We start from the raw sequence: 19,970 nt of genomic DNA, 5'->3' as shown, positions 1-19,970 counted from the left end.
TTCGCGGATCGTAGCGAACTGATCATCCCGTCGGCCGCGTCCTGCGTTCGGAAATCGCCCGCCGCAACACGCGCGAAATCGCCTCGACCGAATAAGGCTTCTGCACCAGTTCGAAGCCCTGATGCGCATTCTCGGCAAGCACGCTGCTGTAGCCGCTGGTCAGCACCACCGGCAGGCCGGGATAGCGCTCGCGGATGATGGTGGCGAGTTCGACGCCGTTCTTGCCGGGCATGATCACATCCGAGAACACCAGATCGAACGCGAACTCGTCCTCGGCCAGCGCCGCCAGTGCCTCGTCGGCGGATTTGACCCATTTGATGGTGTAGCCGAGATCCTGCAGCAGTTCGGTCGAGAACTTCCCGACCTCGACATTGTCCTCCACCACCAGGATGCGATGGCCAAGTCCGCCGGCCGGATCGACGCGCGACAGCTGTGCCGCCGCGGTCTGCTCCGGCGCCTGGGCCTGCGGCAGATAGATAGTGAACGTCGCGCCCTCCCCCAGCGTACTCTGCACGCTGATCTCGCCGCCGGACTGTTTGGCGAAACCAAATGCCTGACTGAGACCGAGCCCGGTGCCGCGGCCGACCTCCTTGGTGGTAAAGAACGGCTCGAAGATGACATCGAGATGGGTCGGCGCGATGCCGCTGCCGCTATCGGTCACCGAGATCGCCACGAACTCGCCGGGCCGCGCCGGCTGCGACCGGACCGGCGGAATTTCATCGACGCGGCGGAGCGCGATCGACAACCGCCCCTCGCCGTTCATCGCGTCGCGGCCGTTGACAGCGAGATTGACCAGAGCGGTTTCGAACTGGCCGACGTCGGCTATCGCGTAGTTCGGTCCCGACCCGGTGTCGACATCGATCTCGACCCGGCTGCCGACCAGCGGGCGGATCAGATTAGCGATGCTCTGGATCTGGGTCGCGACATCGAACACCACGGGCGACAATGGTTGCCGCCGCGCGAAAGCGAGCAGTTGCCCGGTGAGCTTCGAGGCACGATCCGCCGTATCCGAAATCGCATCGACGTAGCGACGTCGGCGCTCCTCCGGCAGATCGCGACGGCGCAGGAAGTCCACCGCGGAACGGATGATGGTGAGCAGATTGTTGAAGTCGTGTGCGACGCCGCCGGTGAGTTGCCCGACCGCCTCCATCTTCTGCGCCTGCCGCAGCGCCTCTTCGTTGCGGCGGCGCTCAGTGGAATCGATGCCCTCGGCCAGCACCGCCATCACCCCGCCCTGCGTATCCGCCACCGGCCGCAATGAGAAATCGATATGCCGCGTCCCGGCGGGAAGCTGCAGCTCCAGATCGAGCTTGGCGATCTCGCCCACCCGCGCCGTGCGGAACGCGCGCTCGATCGCGCTTGCCGCCTCGGGCGCCGCCTCGAACCACGGCGTCTTCCAGAACAGCGCGCCGAGCACCTGCGCCGGCTCGGCCGCGATGCCTGCGAGCGCGGTGCCATTGACGTAGAGCAGCCGGCCCTTGAGATCGAGCAGGCCCTGATACTGGTTGGTGGTCTCCAGGATCGCGCGGAGCTGGGACTCGCTGGAATGCAGTTGCGCGGTACGCTGCGCGATCAACCTCTCCAGCGTCTCGTTGACATTGCGCAGATCGATCTCCGCCTGCTTGGCGGTGGTGATGTCGTGCGCGACGCCGATGAAGCCGATGTGGCGTCCGGCCGGATCCCAACGCGGCTGCGACTCCGACCTGATCCATCGCCACTGCCCGTCGGCGCGGCGATAGCGCCCTTCGAGCACAAACGGCTGCAGCGAGGCTTCCCCGGCGACGCTGTTACGTACCACCTCGGCGACATCGTCGGGATGGATGATGCTGCGCCAGTCGAACACCAGCGCGTCCTCATAGGGCAGCCCGATGAAGTCGCAATAGGCGCGATTGGCGAAGCTGCGGGTGCGGTCGAGCCGGGTCACCCAGATCGGCACAGGCGCGCTGTCGGCGATCGCTTTGAAGCGCTGCTCGCTCTCGCGCAGCATCTCGCGGGCGATGGCGCGATCGGTAATGTCGATATGCGCGCCGACCATCCGCACCGCGCGTCCCGATTCATCGCGGTCGATCCGTCCTTCCGCCGCGATCCAGCGGACCTCGCCGTCATTCGGACGGATGATGCGATACTCCGCCGAGTAGCGGTCGGACGTTCCCTTAATCAGATCGAGGAACTGCCGCTCGGCGCGTTCACGATCATCGGGATGCAGCCGGCGGACCCAGTCTTCATGCGTCTCGTTGACGGCTTCAGGCGGCAGGCCGTGGATCGCCAGATACTCCGGCGAACGGTGATTGCGGAACCCGGCGGTCAGATCCACCACCACACCGCCGACTTTGGCGATGCGCTGAACTTCAGCGAGTTCCCTTTCGCGATCGATGAGCGCCTGTTCGGGCGCCGACAGCTTGTTGGTCACCTGCCGCCTCTTGGGCCTTGGGCATCCAGCGTAGCGCAATGTTCGGCAGAGAGTCGACCTTGGAACGCGCCGATCGCGATGGAACCGAAGCCGCCAACTACCCGCTCAGGCCGCGGGAAGCGCCAAGGTAAATACCGCGCCGCCGCCGTTGCGGTTCGCTGCCGCCAAGGTGCCGCCGTGTTCGCGCGCGATGCCATAACTGATCCACAAGCCGAGCCCGGTACCTTCACCGACCGGCTTGGTGGTGAAGAACGGCTCGAAGATCTTGTCGATCAGTCCATCGGGCAGACCCCAGCCGTTATCCGACACGGTGATCACGATCTGGTCGCCGCCGCGCCGCGCCGCGATCTCGATCCGCGGCGCAGATTGGCCGCGCACCGCATCGAGCGCGTTGTCGACCAGATTGACGATGATCTGGTGGAACTGGCCCTCGTTGCCGAGGATCGCCAGTTCGGGCGCGATCTCGAAAGCGAAGTCGACGTGATGCGGTTTGGCGCGCGCTGCCCAGCGCACTGCGGTGCGCACCACGCGATCGACATCGACGCGCAGGCTCTCGCCGCTCTTCGGGAAGCTGAGCCGCCGCAAATTCTTGACGACGTCGGCAACCCGCATCGCGCCTTCCAGCGTGCCTTCGATCAGCGAGCCGTAATCCGCGAGCAGCGCGTCGATCTTCAAGTCGCGGCGCAGCCGTTCGATCTCGGCCGGTTCGGCGCCGCGATGGATCGCGCCGAGATACGCCGACATCCGGTCGCGGTAGCGATCGAGCGTATGGATGTTGCCGTAGATGAAGCTGATCGGATTGTTGAGTTCGTGCGCAACGCCCGCGACCAAGCGTCCGAGGCTCGCCATCTTCTCCTGCTCGACGAGCTGGCGCTGCGCGTGTTGCAGCTCGCTATGCGCGGCATGCAGCGCCTCATAGGCGCGCCGCAGCTCGCCGATCGGGCGTCCGGTGAGCACCGCGCCGAGCCGGTGCCCGGCCGGATCGCAGCGGGTGGCGCCATTGATCGCATAGAGATCGGACAGCCCACGCTCGGTGACGAAGCGGATCTCCAGATTGCTGATTTCGCTCGGACACTGCGCCTGCAACAGCGCGTCGATCCGGGCACGATCGGCGGGATCGACGAGATCGGTGAGCGACCGATGCAGCAGCGTGCCGGCGCTGTCGCCGAGCAGCCGCACCGCCGCCGGATTGACCTGCAGGATACTGCCGTGGCGGTCGCAGACGATCAGAATGTCGGACACCGACTCGATCACGCTGGAGATGAACGCCTGCGCTTCCTCGAGCGCCGCGTTCTTATCTTCCAGGTCGGTCTCGTAGCGCAGCAGGTCGGCGTAAACCTCGTCCATCTTGCGGATCACTTCGATCCACGCAGCCTCCTGATCGCCGGCAAACGGCGACGGCAGTTGCGAGCCGACCCGGTCGATCAGACTCTCGCGACCACCGCGATCAGACCTCATCGGCGAGGCCCTTGCGCAAATCGTAACGGCCGAGCTTGTTGCGCAGCCCGACGCGCGACAGCCCGAGCTCACCGGCGACGCGGCTGATATTGCCGCCATGACGATCGAGCGCCTCGGAGATCATGTGCCGCTCCAGCGCTTCGATGTTGGTCTTCAGCGTCGCACAGCCGTTGCGCACCGGCTTGAGCTGGATCGGCTCGCCGCCCTGCCGCACCCGCGGCGACAGATCGCCTTCCTGCAGCCGGTCCTCGGTTGCCAGCACCACCATGCGCTGGATCTCGTTCTGCAGTTCGCGCACGTTGCCGGGCCAGTCGTAGTGGCGCATCCGGTTGAGCGCTCCTGGCGCGAAGCCTGCAACATTGCGACCGTACGACTTGGCAACGTCGGCCAGCACCTTGGCGGCGATCAATGGAACATCCATCGGCCGCTCGCGTAGCGCCGGCATATGCAGCGGAAACGCCGCGAGCCGGTAGTACAGATCGCGCCGGAATCGGCCGGCTCGCACCTCGGCTTCCAGATCGCGGTTGGTCGCCGCGACGACGCGGACGTCGACCTTGCGGACCCGCTGCGCTCCGAGCGGACGGATCTCACTCTCCTGCAGCACGCGCAGCAGCTTCACCTGAAATGCCGGCGAGGTCTCGCCGATCTCGTCGAGGAAGATCGTGCCGCCATCGGCCACTTCAAAAAGACCGATGCGGTCCTGATAGGCGCCGGTGAACGCGCCCTTCTTGCAGCCGAACAGTTCGCTTTCGAGCAACTCATCCGGCAGCGCGCCGCAGTTCTCGACCACGAACGCCTTGCCGGATCGAGCCGAGCCGTAATGGATCGCCCGCGCCAGCAGCTCCTTGCCGGTGCCGCTCTCGCCGGTGATCAGCACCGAGATATCGAACTCGGCAGCGCGCTTGCCGAGTTCGATGACTTCGCTCAGCGGACTGTCCGGCGCGTGCACGATGCGGTCGAATTCGTACAGCTTGCGGGCGGCTCCGCGCTTTTCGGTAACGACGCGCTGCGCCCGCTCCGGCGTCAGCTTGATGTCGATGCCGGCGGTCTCGGTTTCCTTCTGCAGCATGAACAGCTGCACCGCGCCGCGGACGATATCGAGCAGCCGGTCCGGATGCCACGGCTTGGCGATGTACTGATAGATCCCGGCTTCGTTGATGCCGGCGATGATGTCCTCGCTGTCGGAATAACCGGATATGATCATCCGCACCGGGTCAGGCCAGGTCTTGCGCACATCCTTGAGGAAGTCGACGCCGGTTTCGTACTGCATCCGCTGGTCGCACAGGATGGCGTGAACGATCTCGCTCTCCAGCACCCGCCGCGCCTCACCGGCGTCGCGCGCGCAGATCACTTCGAACTCGTCGCACAGCACCCGCTTCAGCGATTCGAGCGACCGGATCTCGTCGTCGACCACCAGCACTGTCGCCTGTCCACTCATCCCCGTCGTCCCGTCACGCAACGATTTGAACCAAACACCATCAACAAATCCGCGGCAACTGCTCGCCGGCCAGCCAATCGACGATCCGGCCGCCGCCGAACGCCGTGGTCATCTGCACAAAGTGATGATCGTCGTCGATGACCTCGCCGATGATCGCAGCATCGCGCCCGAGCGGATGCGCCCGCATCGCGGCGAGCAGCGCATCGGCCGCCTCGGGCGCAGCGACCGCCACCAGCTTGCCCTCGTTGGCGACATACAGTGGATCGAGCCCGAGCAGCTCGCACGCCGCCGCCACTTCGGGCCGCACCGGCACCGCATCCTCATCGAGCCGGAAGCCGACCGCGGATTGCTGCGCCAGCTCGTTCAAGGTCGCGGCAAGCCCGCCGCGGGTCGGATCGCGCATCACCCGCAGGCCCTGCGGCACAGCCGCCACCATGGCGGCGACCAGCTCGTGCAGCGCGGCGCTGTCCGATTGGATCGACGTTTCGAACGCGAGATTCTGCCGCTGCGACATCACCGCGACGCCGTGGTCGCCGATGAAGCCCGACAGCAGCACCTTGTCGCCGGGCCGTGCCTGCTCGGCGGACAGCACGAGGTCGCGCGGCGCGATGCCGACGCCCGTCGTGGTGATGAACACGCCATCGGCCTTGCGGCGCTCCACCACCTTGGTGTCGCCGGTGACGATCGGCACGCCGGCCGCGCGCGACGCCGCCGCCATGCTGTCGGCGATCCGCTTGAGATCGGCGAACGCAAAGCCCTCCTCGATGATGAAGCCGGCTGACAGATACAGCGGCCTAGCGCCAGCCATCGCGACATCGTTGATGGTGCCGTGCACGGCGAGCGAGCCGATATCGCCGCCGGGGAAGAACAGCGGCGACACCACGTAACCGTCGGTGGTCATCACCATCCGACCCGCCGCCACTTCGAACGCCGCCTGGTCGTTGCCGGCGCGCAGCATCGGGTTGTCGAAGGCGGCGTGGAAGATCTCGCTGATCAGATGCGCCATCGCGCGGCCGCCAGCGCCGTGCGAGAGGTCGACGCGACCGTGCGCGAGATCGAGCTTGCGCCGCCTGATCCGGTCGCTCATGCCACCGCCCTCCGTGCGTGGTCGCGGAAGCGACCGTAGGTCCAATGCGCCGCGCAGGCGCCTTCCGAAGACACCATGCACGATCCCATCGGGGTCTCCGGCGTGCATAGCGTGCCGAACAATTTGCAATCGGTCGGACGCTTGATGCCGCGTAGGATCGCACCGCAGTCGCACGCCGGATTGTCGGCGGCGGAGATCTCCGCCATCGCGAAGCGGCGCTCGGCGTCGAAGGCCGCATAAGCCTCGCGCAACCGCAGGCCGCTCGCCGGCACGCGGCCGAAGCCGCGCCATTCGAAACTGTCCCGCAGCTCGAAGATCGCCGCGACTTCAGCCTGCGCGATGCGGTTGCCCCCCGGCGTCACCGCGCGGATGTACTGGTTCTCGACGACGTGGCGGCCGTCATTGACCTGCTGCACCAGCATCAGGATCGACTGCATCACATCGAGCGGTTCGAAGCCGGCGACCACCACCGGCTTGGCAAAATCGCGCGCGAACTCGGCGAATGCATCGGCGCCGATCACTGCGCTGACATGCGCGGGACCGATGAAGCCGTCGAGGCGCGGCCCCGGCTGACCATCGAGATCGGGATGCTCGAGGATGCCGCGGATCGCCGGCGGCGTCAGCACGTGGTTGCAGAACACACTGAAATTGGTCAGCCGCTTGGCGGCCGCAAGCTTGATCGCCAATGCGGTCGGCGGCGTCGTGGTTTCGAAACCGATGGCGAAGAACACCACCTCACGGTTCGGCTCCGCCTCGGCGATCGCGATCGCATCCAGCGTCGAATACACCATGCGGATGTCGGCGCCGGCCGCCTTGGCGCGCAGCAGCGAGGTGCCATGCGAACCGGGCACCCGCATCAGGTCGCCATAGGTGCACAGCGTCACCTCCGGACGCTGCGCGAGCTGGATCGCCATGTCGATCCGTCCGACCGGCAGCACGCAGACCGGACAGCCGGGGCCGTGGACCATCCTGACGTTCGGCGGCAATAGATCTTCCAGGCCATAGCGCGAGATCGCGTGGGTGTGGCCGCCGCAGAACTCCATGAAGTGATAGCTGCGCGATGGATCGGCCGCCTGTGCGATCGCCGCCGCGATCTGCCGCGCCACGTTGCCGTCGCGATATTCGTCCACGTATTTCATCGCGCGACCTCGGCCGATTGGCTCATCTCCGCGAGCAGCGCCAGTGTCTGCTTGGCCTCGTCCGGGTCGATCCGGGTCAGCGCGAAGCCGACATGCACCACGACGTAGTCCCCGACCGCCACGCCTTCGACCAGCGCCACCGACACCACCTTGCTCACGCCGTCGAGCGACACCCGCGCCATCTGCTCGGGCAGCAGCTCGACCACTTCGGCCGGAATGGCGAGACACATCAGTGCGGCTCCTTGCTGACAGTGAGATGTTGTCCGGCGATCCAGGCCTGACCAAGGCTGAGGCCGCCATCGTTCGGCGGCACCTGCCGCGCCAGCAACGGCGTCAGCCCTCGCGCGCGCAGTCGCGCCGCCAGATCTTCGCTCAGTACGCGGTTGAGGAAACAGCCACCGCCGAGTGCAATGGTCGTAAGTCCGCTCTGCTCCGCGGCATGCACGGCCCACGCAGCCAGCGCGGCCGCGAGCGTGCCATGGAACAGTTCGGCGCCGTCTCGCGCATCGATCCGCGACGTCGCCAAATGGGCGAGCAGCGACGAGAGATCGAGCGTGCCGGCGCCGATCTCCCAGCCGCCGCCCAGCACGCGCGGGATTTGCACCAGCGCTTCGAGCTGCATGGCCGCCTGGCCTTCATAGCTTTGTACGGCGCAAACGCCGAGCAGGCCCGCGACCGCATCGAACAGCCGGCCGGCGCTGGTGGTGGTGGCGCAGCCGTGATTGGCGAGCATCGCGGCGAGCGCTGCCGCGCGGGGCTGATCGGCGAAGCGCGATGCGATCTCATCGTCGCGCCCGAGCGCGTGAAGCGCCGCCGCCGCCATTCGCCACGGCTCGCGTGCCGCCGCATCGCCGCCGGGTAGCGCCAATGGCTTCAGGTGGCCCAGCCGGCTGAACCGCATGCCATCGACGCGCAGCAGTTCGCCGCCCCAATTGCCGCCGTCGCTACCGAGGCCGTGACCGTCGAGTACGAGGCCGAGCAGCGGCGTGTCGATGCCGTGCTCGGCCGCGATCGAGGCGACATGGGCATGATGATGCTGCACGGCGATCAGCGGCAGGCCCAGATGCTCGGCGGCGAGGCTCTCGGCAAAACGGGTCGAGGCGAAGTCGGCGTGCAGATCGTGCGCGATTGCGGCCGGCTTCACGCCGACGAGACGCGTCAGGTGGTCCACCGTCTCTTCAAAGAATCGCACGGTTTCGGCAGTGGCGAGATCGCCGACATGCTGCGACACGAACGCCTCGCCGCCGCGGGTCAGCGTGATGGTGTTTTTCAAGTAGGCGCCGACCGCCAGCACCGGCGGCGTCTCGCCCGGCAATGTGATCGGCCGCGGCGTGAAGCCGCGTGCGCGGCGGATGAATGACGGTGCACCGTCGATCACCCGCGCGACGCTGTCGTCGGCGCGCACCACGATGTCTCGATCATGGCTGACGATCAGATCAGCGACAGATGCCAGCCGCCGCTGCGCATCCTCGGTCACGATCGGATCGCCGCCGAGATTGGCGCTGGTGGCGACCAGTGCCAGATCAACCGGCGCGCGCTGCCACTCGCGTCCCGCGGGCGCGCCCATGGCGGCATGGAAGATCAGATGATGCAGCGGCGTATAGGGCAGCATCACGCCGACCGCATCGAGCGCGGGCGCAACCGACGGCGCCAGCGCACCGCGATCGCGCATCAGCACGATCGGCCGCTCGACCGACGACACCAACGCGCGCTCGGCCTCGGTCGCGATGACGATGCGATCCAGCGAAGCTTCGGACGCAACCATCACGGCGAACGGCTTGGCGTCGCGGCCTTTGCGCCGGCGCAGCTCGACGACGGCGGCTTCGCTGGTTGCGTCACACAGCAGATGATAGCCGCCGAGACTCTTCAGCGCGACAATCCCACCGTCGCGCAAGCAAGCGACGATCTCCTCGATCGGATGGCTGAGCTGCGGGCCGCAGCGCGGGCAGGCGATCGGCTCGGCGTGAAAGCGGCGGTTGTGCGGATCCAGATAGTCGCGACGACAATCCTCGCACATCGTAAAGCCGGCCATCGAGGTGTTGGCGCGGTCGTACGGCAAGGCGCGCGTCAGCGTGTAGCGCGGGCCGCAATGGGTGCAGTTGACGAACGGATAGAGATGAAATCGGCTCGCCGGATCGAACAGATCGTCGAGGCAGGCCTCGCAGGTCGCCGCATCCGCCCCAATTCGCGTGGTCACCGCCCCGCCGCGGCTTTCGGCGATGCCGAAGTCCCGGTCGCCGCGCGCCCGAACCGTTTCGGTCTCGATGGTGTCGACCCGCGCCAGTGGCGGCGCCTCGCGGCGGAGCGCGACCAGGAACTCCGGCAGCGCCGCCCCTTCGACTTCGATCAGGACGCCGTCAGCATCGTTGGCGACGAAGCCGCCGAGCTGGTAGCGATGCGCCAGATGGTACACGAACGGCCGGAAGCCGACGCCCTGCACCGCGCCGCGGACGCGCACCCGGGCGCGTTCGGCGGCGGCGGTGAGCGGCGCGGCCGGCTGCATCGCGCTACTCGGCAGCGTTGGCGGCGGCCCGCACCGCGGCCGCACGCTTGCCGATCCAGGCGTAGAACGCCGCCAAGCCTTCGCCGGTCTTGGCCGACACCGTCAGCACTTCGATGGTCGGGTTGACGCGCCGCGCATATTCGATCGTCGCGGCAAGATCGAAATCAAGATGCGGCAGCAGGTCGATCTTGTTCAGCAGCAGCAGCTTCGCGGCCGCGAACATGTGCGGATATTTCAGCGGCTTGTCTTCGCCTTCGGTAATCGACAGCACCACCACCTTGTGCGCCTCACCGAGATCGAAACCGGCGGGACAGACCAGGTTGCCGACGTTCTCGATGAACAGCAGTCCGCCCTCCTGGCGCGGCAACTGATCGAGCGCGTGGCCGACCATGTGGGCGTCGAGATGGCAGCCCTTGCCGGTGTTGATCTGGATCGCCGGCGCGCCGGTGGCGCGGATTCGCTCGGCATCGTTGGCGGTCTGCTGATCGCCTTCGACCACCGCGATCGGATACTGATCCTTCAGGTCGGAGATCGTCTTCACCAATAACGACGTCTTGCCCGAACCCGGACTGGAGACGAAGTTGAGCGCGAAGGTGCCGCTCGCCGCCAGCCGTGCGCGGTTTTCCGCCGCGTAAGCGTCGTTCTTGGACAGGATATCGCGCTCGATCTGCACGATCCGCGGCTGCGACAGGCCGGGGATGTGCACGCCGGCAAGGCCGGCACCAAAATCGATGCTGCCGCCCGCCGGCGCATGCACATGGCCATGGTCGTGCCCGTGATCGTGGTGATGATCATGGCCGTGGTCGTGATCATGCGTGTGCGGATGCGCGTGATCATGATCGTGGTGATGGTGGTGATGATGAGCGTGACCGTCGCCGTGAGAGTGGCCATGGCTGTGCGGATGGTCGTGACCATGACCCGGATCCGCACTGGCATCGCCGCATCCGCAAACCGTACACATCAATCGACCTCCAATTCCCTGATCCGCAATTCTTCGCCGGCGGTGATCTGCAAGTGATGGCCGCCGCAATCCGGGCACGGCGCATCGCGCTGCGCGATCGTCACCGTCTTGGCGCAGTCCATGCACCAGGCGGCGCCGGGCATTTCGAGGATTTCGAGCCGCGCATCGGCCGCGATGCCGCCATGCGCGACCGCCGAGAAACAGAACCGCATCGCCTCCGGGTCGACATGGCCCAGCGCGCCGATCTCCAACCACACCGCGCGAACCCGCGAAAACTGCTGCTCGCGCGCCTCGCGCTCGATGATTTCGATCATGCTCTCACACAGCGCCATCTCATGCATCGGCAGCCTCGCGAAAACGAACGTCGAAGCCGACGCAGGGATCGAACGCCGCGACCAGCCGCTCGACCAGGCGGCGATCGGCTTCGCTGGCCTGCAGATTCGTCCCGACCAGCGCGCGGGCGAGCGGACCTTCGGGATGAAAGTTCCACTCGGTTGGAGCCAGGATCTCGAACTGCCGGATCGCTCCCTCAGCATCGAGCGCGATCAGGTGATACAGCCGGCCGCGGGCACATTCGACGGCGGCGAGGCCGATGCCATCGCCAAGTGGTGCGCTCTGCACGACTGCAGCGGTGTCCACGTTCCCGCGCCGCACCGCGCGTAGTAGCTCAGGCGTCGCGGCGATCTCGATCAGCCGCGCCAGCAACCGGCCGAAGAGGCCTGATCCGAACGCGGCGACAACCGGGTGATGCGCATTGCGTGCGAGGGCACCCGTCTCCGGCACGCGGCCTGCCAGATCGGGACGCACCGCGAAGGACGGCCCCAGCCCAGTTAGTCGCTCGCCGATCACGAAATCATCCGCCGCGGTGAGCGGATCGACCGAAGCTGCACCGAATTCGGCCTCAGCCACGAGCTGGCGGTGAAGCTCGGCCATTAGCGTATCCGAGCCGAGCCAGCGCCGGCAGGCGGCGGCATCCGCAAACGAGCCCGGCGCCAGACCGAGTGCTTCGAGCCCCTGCGCGATGTGGCTGATCGCTTCGTCGTCGAGCGGAGCCGCCGGATTGCTCGGCCGCGCGGCAATCATCAGATCGCGCAGCTGATGAGTGAGGGCGGGAGATCCACCGCCGCCGAGCAACAGCATGGTGCCGCGCAATAGCTCGATCATGCGCTCCGCCAGTACCGCGCTGGCCTGTGCCGCGACGACCGCTGGCGATAGCGAGGTGCCGCGTGCCGCCGCCAGCGCTTGAGCCGCCGCAACGCCCTGCGCCGATGCGCACAGCGCGAACAGCCGCGGCACCAGCGCGACGATCATCTCGCCGGACTTGCCTTGCGCCAGCCGGCGGATGCCGATCGGTCGGCGCGCCGTGATGTCGAGCCGAATGACGCGATCGCCGCGGCGGACGATTCCGACCTCGATGCGATCCTCGCCCGGCGCCGCGGTCATGGCTGCCGCTCCATCCAGGCGCCGCGCAGCAGGCCGCGGCGATCAAGCGTAGTCGTTATCTTGCTCGGAGCCTGAGACGGCGACGTCTCGTCTGCAACCTGCTCGGCTTCGAGCACCGCGGCGAGCGCCGCCTCGGCAGCCGCTTCCACCGCCGACTGATCGGCGAAGTCGAACATCGGCGAGAACAGCGAGCAGCTTTCGATTCCGCCGATGCCGTCGAGCTGACCGACGGTGAACTCCAGCGCGCCGACCGGCAGCACGCGCGTCACTACCTCGCCCTGGCTGCGTCCGGCGGCAGTGGCAGAATCGAGCGGCAGCCGGACCAGATTCATGAACCACGGCGTGACGATCACCCCGAACGCATGGTCGTCCAACGCGCGGAAGCCGACCGCAGCGACATCGAGCGCGGGATTGAACACCGGCAGATCGCGCATCGCCGGCACCGCCGCGCGGTAGATCGCCGCCACCGCCTCGCCCGCGGCGAGCGCTTCGACATCGCGGTGCGCTGCGACCTCAGCGGTCATCGTCCAGCCTCAGGAATTTGACCGGCGGAGCATCGCAGGTCGGGCAGCACCAATCCTCCGGCAGGGCCGCGAACGGCGTCCCCGGCGCGGCACGGCCGAGCGGATCGCCTTCGGCCGGGTCATACACGGTCCAGCACACGCCGCATTCCATCCGGGTACGTGGATCGGTCTCGCTGTCGTGAGACGTGGCGAACTCGGTCATCGGAAGTACGCCTCGATGATTTCGCCGAGCCGTTCGGCTGAGTCCTGAAAGTCCTCATCGGCGGCACGCACGGCAGCCGGCACGTCGCCGATCTCGATGGTATCGAGGATCGGCGCATCCATCGCGTTGAGGAACTGCACCGACCAGACATAGCGTGCGCCAGTCGCCAGCACGCGGCAGCTTCCATAGCCGCGCGACCACAGCTGGATCGCGCCATTGCCGAGCGTCGCGGCGAGGTGATCCATGTCGGCTTCGTTCATCGGCAGCAGCGTGAAGTTGATCACGTGCGACGGCTGGCCGATCTGATGCGCCGCCATCCGCTCGCGGATTTCAGCCAGCACCGGCTGCACGTTCATCGCGCCGGCGGGCGGCGCGGTGATCTCGATGTCGGGCGCGGGAAAATCCTGCGCGGCACGGCTGACGATCGCAGGAATCGAGCCAATTTCCAGATAATCGCGCGCCGGTCCGTCGGCGTCGCCCTCGATCCGCACCCGCCACAGCCCGGCAAGCACCGATTCCTGCACCTGCGCGACGCGGCGATCGGGCAGCGCGACGATGCCGGAGACTTCCCCTTCACCGAGGATGTCGTCGAGCAGGCTGCGCTCGGTCTCCGACAGATGATCGATCGACAAGAGCGTGGTCGGCGCGTCGACACGCTGCGCGGCGAGCGCTTCGGCGAGCTGCGTCAAGGTGCCGGCGAGCAGCGGGCATTGCCGCGTCAATTCCTCGCCGCCGCGGGTCGCCAATGCGGAGATCGCGCCGGCGCCGGTGACGCCGAAGCGCCCGGCATCGCCCGCGCCGATCGGCAGCAGCGTCATTTCGATGTCGTCACTGTCCGGCTTGGTCCAGTAGCCCACTCTCATGACTGCAGCTCCGCATCGCCACGCTGATCGACCTCGGCCAGCATCGCGCCGATCTGCGCCAGATAGCTGGACCAATCCTGGATCTTGGCGATCACGCCGAGCGTGCGCTCCGGCTGCACCACCGCCAGGCTCGGACACACCGCGACGCCGAAGCGCACCATCAGGTCGCGCTCGGCCTCGGCGGCGACTTCGGCCGCGACCAGCCGGCCCGGAAACGCATTGATCAGTTCGGGCAGCACCACCGCGAGGTCGGCCGCCTCCGGAAAGCGCACCGCATCGCCGCGAAAGAACAGCACGACGATCTTGCCGGAGTGGGCGATGAAGTCGTCGACGGTGGCTTCGTCCACCAATGTCGGTGCATTTGGCCGCGCAGCCGCGCGCGCGAGCGAACCGCTCATGTTTCCTCCACTCCCGTTCCGGCGCTTGTTGTTTTCGCCGTCGCTAATTGAGCAAGCGACGTGCCAGCCGGAGATTGCCCTGAATTGGCAGCAAACTAACCATTTTGCGATCGGTTGTGACCAATCGCCCGCTGCCAAGGCGGGCCTATGGAAACATAGTAGCCGGCAGGTGGGAAGTAGACTTGTAGATGACGTGCGTTGATGCGCGAACGGATCGCAACTACTGCGGGTCGCGGCGCAGATGCTCGGGCAGCTCGGGCTCGCGATCAATCAGATCGGCGAACAAATGTTCGAACGGCTTGCCCTCCAGCGCAGCGGCGACGCCGTCCAGCGCATCGTCGATCAGCCGCGCCTCCTCGGCATCGAGCCGGCGGATGGCGCTGTCGATGAACACCAGAAGCTGATCGCCGGGGACGACCTCGCCGATCAGCATGGTCGAGACGCTGCGATGCTCGCCGCGGCGCACACACAGCGCCGAGCCCTCCTCGGTCGAAATCACCGTCATCGGCAGGCCGACGCACATCGCCGCAAACTCGCCGGACGCTTACAGCGGGAGCGCGAGCGCGACACCGGCCGCCGCGATCGCACCGCCGGCGAGGCGGATCGACGGCGCCGGTGCAAACCGCGGCAACGCGGCGCCGAGCGCGAGGCCAATGCCGTGCAGCAGCGCAGTGGCGGCGACGAAGCCAACCCCATAAGCAAGCGGCTGCGCCAGCGCAGGCATCTCGGCGCCGTGGGCGAAACCATGAAACAGGCCGAACAGCGCCACCGCCGCGGCGGCTGCGAGCGTCGGCACCCGTACCGACAGCGCCACCAGCACGCCGAGCGCGATCACCGACAGCGCAATCATCGGCTCGACCGCCGGCAGCGATACGCCGGACGCGCCGAGCACGGCGCCGCACGCGAGCAGCGCCACGAAGCTCGCCGGCACAATCCAGCGCGCCGCGCCGCCGAGCGACCACGCCCACAGACCGACCGCCACCATCGCCAGCAGGTGGTCGAGGCCACTGAACGGATGCACGAAGCCGGCAGCGAAACCGTCCGCCGCCATCAAGTGAACGCCGGTGTGGGCCTCGGCGAGGCCGGACAGGCCGAGCAACGCAATCAGGGCAGTGCCGGCGCGGAGCAGATGAGTCATGCGGTTTCCTCGCTCAGATCGTGGGAGATGCGGCGGCTTCGCGCCGTTCGTAATGATCGTGGTCGATATCATTGGCCAGCAGGGCGGCACCTTCGGGTAGCGGTGTCGCGCGCGGCGTCACGGCCACGCCCCACTCCGCCAGGATCGCGCAGGCCAACGCCAGCGACTCGGCGATGCGGCTCCGCACCGGCTCGGTCAGCGCTCCGCCCCAATCTTCCAGATCGAGCGGCTGGCAGCCGATCAGCGCCAGCTCGCGTGGCGCGGCGCCGAGCAGATCGGCGGCGCTCAGCACCTCCTGGAAACCGGTCTGATGCAGGCTCATCTTCTTGGCGCCGGTGAATTTCGGCACTTCGTCGCCGCGCACCAGCTTCAGCGTGCCGGGCTCGAGGCCATAATCGATCGCGTCGAACACCAGCAGGTGGTCGTGGTCCTGCAGGAAGTTGACGAGGTAGAGCCCCTGGGTGCCGCCATCCAGCACGGTGACATTGGCCGGCACATCATAGGCCCGGTGAAACGCTTCGACCGCGCGCACGCCGAAGCCTTCGTCGGCCCACAGGATGTTGCCGATGCCGAGGATCAGGACGCGGGGCGCATCTGTCATTGAGTCCTCACGTTTCAATGCGTCATTGCGAGGAGCGAAGCGACGAAGCAATCCAGCTCCGTGCACCGCACCTCTGGATTGCTTCGCTGCGCTCGCAATGACGGGGAGAAACCCACTTCAACCAACCTCAATCCGGCAGATCGTCGCGGAACAGGCGCTCGCCGGAGATGATCGACGAGATCATGCTCTGGCGGCTGAGGATGTCCTCGCGCACCGCGGCGTAGATATGCACGATCACGAACACCACGATCGCCCACATCCCGAGATGATGCACGGTGTGCAGATCCTGGCTGTTCGGGAAGATCCAGAACATGAAGCCGAACATCTTGTACTGCCAGCTGTCGATACCCTGCCCTTCGGCGTACAGCGCCATGCCGCTGCACATCATGAAGATCATGAACAGCATGAAGGTGAACATCGCCACATGCGCCAGCGGATTGTGGCCGATGTACTTCTTCGGATCCTTGACCAGGAAGGCGTACCATTTGAACTCGTAAATCATGCCCCACCACCAGGTCCGGTTGGTGATCGGCATGTAGAACAGCTGCTTGGAGTATTTGTTGCCGACGATCGCCCAATAGGCACGCAGAATGAAGAACACGATCAGCGTCTGTCCCGACGCGAAGTGGATGAAGCGGATGTAGCCCATCTGGAAGCTGGCGCTGGCCTCGCCCGGCACTGAGGGCGGCGGCGAACCGATCAGATAGCCGGTGACGCATAGCGCCACGATCAACAGCGCGTTGACCCAGTGCCAGAGCCGCACCGGCGCCTGATAGACATAGACCGTCTGCAACGACCGGGCGCGCTCTCCGGCCGAGTCGATGGCGCCCTGGACCCGTGCGATTTCCGTGGTCATCGTCGCCTCCCCTGCGTCAGCTGACCTTGACCTGTGCCATTTCCTGACCGTCCTCGCTCATCACGTGGGTCGAGCAGGCGAGGCACGGATCGAACGAATGCAGCGTGCGGATGATCTCCAGCGGCTGGTTGGGGTCGGCCATCGGGGTGTCGAGCAGCGCCGCTTCGAATGCACCGATGTTGCCTTGCGGATCGCGCGGGCTGCCGTTCCAGGTGGTCGGCACCACGCACTGATAATTGTCGATTCGGGTGTCCTTGATCTTGACCCAGTGCGCCAGTGCGCCCCGCGGAGCCTCGGTGAAGCCGACGCCCTTGACGTCTTTCGGCCAGCTCGACGGGTGCCATTTGTCGGTGTTGGCGGTGGATAGATCGCCGGCCTTGATGCTGGCCATCAGCTTGTCCTGCGCCGCACGCAGCTTGCGCGCCGCCCACTGGCATTCGAGCCCGCGCGCCGCTGTGCGGCCGAGCGTCGAGAACAGTGCGGTGACCGGCACGTCGAGCGTCTTCAGCAGCTTTTCAGTCGGCTCCTTGAACTCCGGCTTGCCCTGGGCGTAGCCGATGATGTAGCGCGCCAGCGGCCCGACCTCGACCGCGTGGCCCTTCCAGCGCGGTGCCTTCAGGAACGAGTACTTGGCAGACTCGTCCAGCGCCTCGATGTTGGTGCGGGTGCCCTTGGCGTTGGGGCCGAGCACGAAGTTCGGCTCGGTGACGCCGTCATACGGATGCAGGCCCTTGCCTTCGTCGGCGTATTTGTACCAGGAGTGGGTGACGAATTCCTGGATCTGGTCCGGCGCACTCAGATCGACCGGCAGCACCTCGTTGAGATTGCCGTTGATGATCACGCCGCGCGGCAGCATCAGGCTCTTGTCGGAATAGTCGTTGGCGTATTCGGGCAGATCGCCGTAGGACATCACCGACTTCGACGACAGCCCGCCGCCATACAGCCAGTCCTTATAGAACCCGGCAATCGCCACCAGATCCGGCACATAGACCTGCTCGACGAAAGCGACGGTCTGGTCGATGATCGACGACACCAGATTGAGCCGCTCGATGTTGATCGCGCCGACCGCGCCGGTGCCGTCGACATTGATCGAGCACGGCACACCGCCGACCAGCCAGTTCGGATGCGGGTTCTTGCCGCCGTAGATGGTGTGGATCTTGACGATCTCCTTCTGGAAATCGAGCGCCTCGAGATAGTGCGCCACCGCCATCAGATTGGCTTCGGGCGGCAGCTTGTAGGCGGGATGGCCCCAATAGCCGTTCTTGAACGGGCCGAGCTGGCCGCTCTCGACGAACTTGGTCAGGCGGATCTGCAGATCCTTGAAGTAGCCCGGCGACGACATCGGCCACGGCGAGATCGACTGCGCCAGCGCCGAAGTGGCCTTCGGATCAGCCTTCAGGGCCGACACCACGTCGACCCAGTCGAGCGCGTGCAGATGATAGAAGTGAACCAGATGATCATGCACATACAGCGCGAGCTGCATGATGTTGCGGATGGTGTTGGCGTTCTCCGGCACGTTGATCTTCAGCGCGTTCTCGACGGCGCGTACCGACGTGAGCGCGTGAGTGCCGGTGCAAACGCCGCAGATCCGCTGGGTGAACGCCCAAGCGTCGCGCGGATCGCGGCCCTTGAGGATCACCTCGATGCCGCGCCACATCGTGCCGGTCGACACCGCGTTGCGGATGACGTTGTTGCTGTCGACATTGACCTCGACGCGCAGGTGCCCCTCGATCCGGGTCACCGGATCGACGACGACGCGGCGGCCGGCATTGTCGAGCTTGAAGCCGTTGGGAGTCGTGACGTTGGTCATGATGCTGCGTCCTGGGCCTTAAGCCGACTTGCCGTTGGAGGTACCGTTGCCGTTCGGGACTTCCTTGCGGCGCGACAGATTGCGCACGGTGGTCACCGCGGCGTGCGCGGCGATCGCCGTGCCGACGACGCCGGCGACCGTGGCGCCGATCTTGTCGGCGTTGGCCTCGATACCGAACTGATTGATGGTGGTGAGCCGGTCGTAGAACGAGCCCTTGTCCCAGAACGCGTCTTCCGAGCAGCCAATGCAGCCATGGCCCGACTGGATCGGGAACGACACGCCGCCGTTCCAGCGCACCGTCGAACAGGCGTTGTAGGTGGTCGGGCCCTTGCAGCCCATCTTGTAGAGGCAGTAGCCCTTGCGCGCGCCGTCGTCGTCCCATTCCTCGACGAACTGACCGGCGTCGAAATGCGGCCGGCGATAGCATTTGTCGTGGATGCGCTGCGAGTAGAACATCTTCGGCCGGCCCTGGCGGTCGAGCTCGGGCAGCCGTCCAAAGGTTATGATGTAGGAAACGACGCCGGTCATGACTTCGGCGATCGGCGGGCAGCCCGGCACCTTGATCACCGGCTTGTTGCGGATCACCTTGTCGATCGGGGTGGCATTGGTCGGGTTGGGCTTGGCGGCCTGTACGCAGCCCCAGGAGGCGCAGCTACCCCAGGCGATCACCGCCATCGAGTCTTCGGCCATTTCCTTCAGCTTCTCGACGAACGGGCGGCCGCCGTCGATGCAGAACATGCCGTCTTCGTTCAACGGCGGATTGCCCTCCACCGCCAGCACGTACTGGCCTTTGTACTTCTTGCGAGTCTCTTCGAGGATCGCGTCGGCCTGATGGCCTGCCGCCGCCATGATGGTGTCGTCGTAATCGAGCGAGATCATCGACAGCACCGCATCCTTCACCAGAGGATGCGCCGAGCGGATAAAGCTCTCCGAGCAGCAGGTGCATTCCAGCCCGTGCATCCAGATCACCGGCACGCGCGGCTTGGTCTCCAGCGCATGCGCGATCTGGGTGGCGCCGATCGGCCCGAGGCCGAGACTGGTGGCCGTGAGACTGCAGAATTTCACGAAGCTGCGCCGCGTAATCCCCTGCCGCCTGATCACCTCGTAAAAGGTTTCCGTCACTGCACCCATGATGGCTC

Annotated in this window: 20 protein-coding genes; all 20 read right to left on the bottom strand. The window is 66.3% G+C overall.

Annotated features, from left to right (window positions below):
• Window positions 1-22: 22 nt before the first annotated feature.
• A complete protein-coding gene (locus HZF03_RS04955; protein WP_119019275.1) occupies window positions 23-2,410 on the bottom strand; it encodes a PAS domain-containing hybrid sensor histidine kinase/response regulator in 2,388 nt (795 codons plus the stop codon).
• Between the two features lie 105 nt (window positions 2,411-2,515).
• Window positions 2,516-3,868 carry a sensor histidine kinase gene (locus tag HZF03_RS04950; protein ID WP_119019274.1) on the bottom strand — a complete coding sequence of 451 codons (1,353 nt, stop codon included), beginning with the start codon at window positions 3,866-3,868 and terminating at the stop codon, window positions 2,516-2,518.
• A complete protein-coding gene (locus HZF03_RS04945; RefSeq protein WP_012494722.1) occupies window positions 3,858-5,306 on the bottom strand; it encodes a sigma-54-dependent transcriptional regulator in 1,449 nt (482 codons plus the stop codon). The genes HZF03_RS04950 and HZF03_RS04945 overlap by 11 nt, the downstream gene beginning before the upstream one ends.
• 40 nt (window positions 5,307-5,346) lie before the next feature.
• Window positions 5,347-6,393: a hydrogenase expression/formation protein HypE gene (gene hypE / locus HZF03_RS04940; protein WP_119019273.1), complete on the bottom strand. Its 1,047-nt coding sequence runs from the start codon at window positions 6,391-6,393 to the stop codon at window positions 5,347-5,349.
• The gene (gene hypD / locus HZF03_RS04935) at window positions 6,390-7,532 is read right to left on the bottom strand and encodes a hydrogenase formation protein HypD (RefSeq protein WP_119019272.1); all 1,143 of its coding nucleotides are present in this window, start codon (window positions 7,530-7,532) and stop codon (window positions 6,390-6,392) included. The genes hypE and hypD overlap by 4 nt, the downstream gene beginning before the upstream one ends.
• Window positions 7,529-7,762 (bottom strand): HypC/HybG/HupF family hydrogenase formation chaperone, encoded by a 234-nt coding sequence (locus HZF03_RS04930; RefSeq protein WP_011156509.1) that lies wholly within the window; start codon window positions 7,760-7,762, stop codon window positions 7,529-7,531. Before HZF03_RS04930 ends, hypD begins: the two co-directional genes overlap by 4 nt.
• On the bottom strand, window positions 7,762-10,035 hold the full coding sequence (gene hypF / locus HZF03_RS04925; protein ID WP_119019321.1) for a carbamoyltransferase HypF: 2,274 nt from the start codon (window positions 10,033-10,035) through the stop codon (window positions 7,762-7,764). The genes HZF03_RS04930 and hypF overlap by 1 nt, the downstream gene beginning before the upstream one ends.
• Before the next feature lie 4 nt (window positions 10,036-10,039).
• Entirely contained in the window at window positions 10,040-10,996 is a 957-nt protein-coding gene (gene hypB / locus HZF03_RS04920; RefSeq protein WP_119019271.1) for a hydrogenase nickel incorporation protein HypB, read from the bottom strand.
• Entirely contained in the window at window positions 10,996-11,337 is a 342-nt protein-coding gene (gene hypA, locus HZF03_RS04915) for a hydrogenase maturation nickel metallochaperone HypA (RefSeq protein WP_011156506.1), read from the bottom strand. The genes hypB and hypA overlap by 1 nt, the downstream gene beginning before the upstream one ends.
• On the bottom strand, window positions 11,330-12,439 hold the full coding sequence (locus HZF03_RS04910; RefSeq protein WP_119019270.1) for a nickel-dependent hydrogenase large subunit: 1,110 nt from the start codon (window positions 12,437-12,439) through the stop codon (window positions 11,330-11,332). Before HZF03_RS04910 ends, hypA begins: the two co-directional genes overlap by 8 nt.
• Window positions 12,436-12,963, bottom strand: a complete 528-nt coding sequence (gene hybE, locus HZF03_RS04905; protein ID WP_119019269.1) for a [NiFe]-hydrogenase assembly chaperone HybE — start codon at window positions 12,961-12,963, stop codon at window positions 12,436-12,438. The genes HZF03_RS04910 and hybE overlap by 4 nt, the downstream gene beginning before the upstream one ends.
• Window positions 12,953-13,165, bottom strand: coding sequence for a rubredoxin (locus HZF03_RS04900; RefSeq protein WP_119019268.1), 213 nt, complete (start codon window positions 13,163-13,165; stop codon window positions 12,953-12,955). The genes hybE and HZF03_RS04900 overlap by 11 nt, the downstream gene beginning before the upstream one ends.
• Complete coding sequence (locus HZF03_RS04895; protein ID WP_119019267.1) at window positions 13,162-14,028, bottom strand: hydrogenase expression/formation protein; 867 nt, start codon at window positions 14,026-14,028, stop codon at window positions 13,162-13,164. Before HZF03_RS04895 ends, HZF03_RS04900 begins: the two co-directional genes overlap by 4 nt.
• Complete coding sequence (locus HZF03_RS04890; protein WP_119019266.1) at window positions 14,025-14,426, bottom strand: thioredoxin domain-containing protein; 402 nt, start codon at window positions 14,424-14,426, stop codon at window positions 14,025-14,027. Before HZF03_RS04890 ends, HZF03_RS04895 begins: the two co-directional genes overlap by 4 nt.
• Before the next feature lie 220 nt (window positions 14,427-14,646).
• Window positions 14,647-14,949 (bottom strand): HypC/HybG/HupF family hydrogenase formation chaperone, encoded by a 303-nt coding sequence (locus HZF03_RS04885; protein WP_011156500.1) that lies wholly within the window; start codon window positions 14,947-14,949, stop codon window positions 14,647-14,649.
• 21 nt (window positions 14,950-14,970) lie between these two features.
• Window positions 14,971-15,564, bottom strand: a complete 594-nt coding sequence (locus HZF03_RS04880; RefSeq protein WP_119019265.1) for a HupE/UreJ family protein — start codon at window positions 15,562-15,564, stop codon at window positions 14,971-14,973.
• Window positions 15,565-15,577: 13 nt separating this feature from the next.
• On the bottom strand, window positions 15,578-16,165 hold the full coding sequence (locus HZF03_RS04875) for a HyaD/HybD family hydrogenase maturation endopeptidase (protein WP_119019264.1): 588 nt from the start codon (window positions 16,163-16,165) through the stop codon (window positions 15,578-15,580).
• A gap of 127 nt (window positions 16,166-16,292) precedes the next feature.
• Window positions 16,293-17,021, bottom strand: a complete 729-nt coding sequence (gene cybH / locus HZF03_RS04870; RefSeq protein WP_119019263.1) for a Ni/Fe-hydrogenase, b-type cytochrome subunit — start codon at window positions 17,019-17,021, stop codon at window positions 16,293-16,295.
• 16 nt (window positions 17,022-17,037) lie between these two features.
• The gene (locus HZF03_RS04865) at window positions 17,038-18,831 is read right to left on the bottom strand and encodes a nickel-dependent hydrogenase large subunit (RefSeq protein WP_011156496.1); all 1,794 of its coding nucleotides are present in this window, start codon (window positions 18,829-18,831) and stop codon (window positions 17,038-17,040) included.
• Between the two features lie 18 nt (window positions 18,832-18,849).
• Window positions 18,850-19,962 (bottom strand): hydrogenase small subunit, encoded by a 1,113-nt coding sequence (locus HZF03_RS04860; protein ID WP_011156495.1) that lies wholly within the window; start codon window positions 19,960-19,962, stop codon window positions 18,850-18,852.
• Window positions 19,963-19,970: the final 8 nt, after the last annotated feature.

Origin of the sequence: Rhodopseudomonas palustris, assembly GCF_013415845.1 — a bacterium.
Classification (GTDB): Bacteria; Pseudomonadota; Alphaproteobacteria; order Rhizobiales; family Xanthobacteraceae; genus Rhodopseudomonas; species Rhodopseudomonas palustris_F.
The sequence above is the reverse complement of the archived record's forward strand: the minus strand, read 5'-3'. Positions and strand labels throughout refer to the sequence as shown.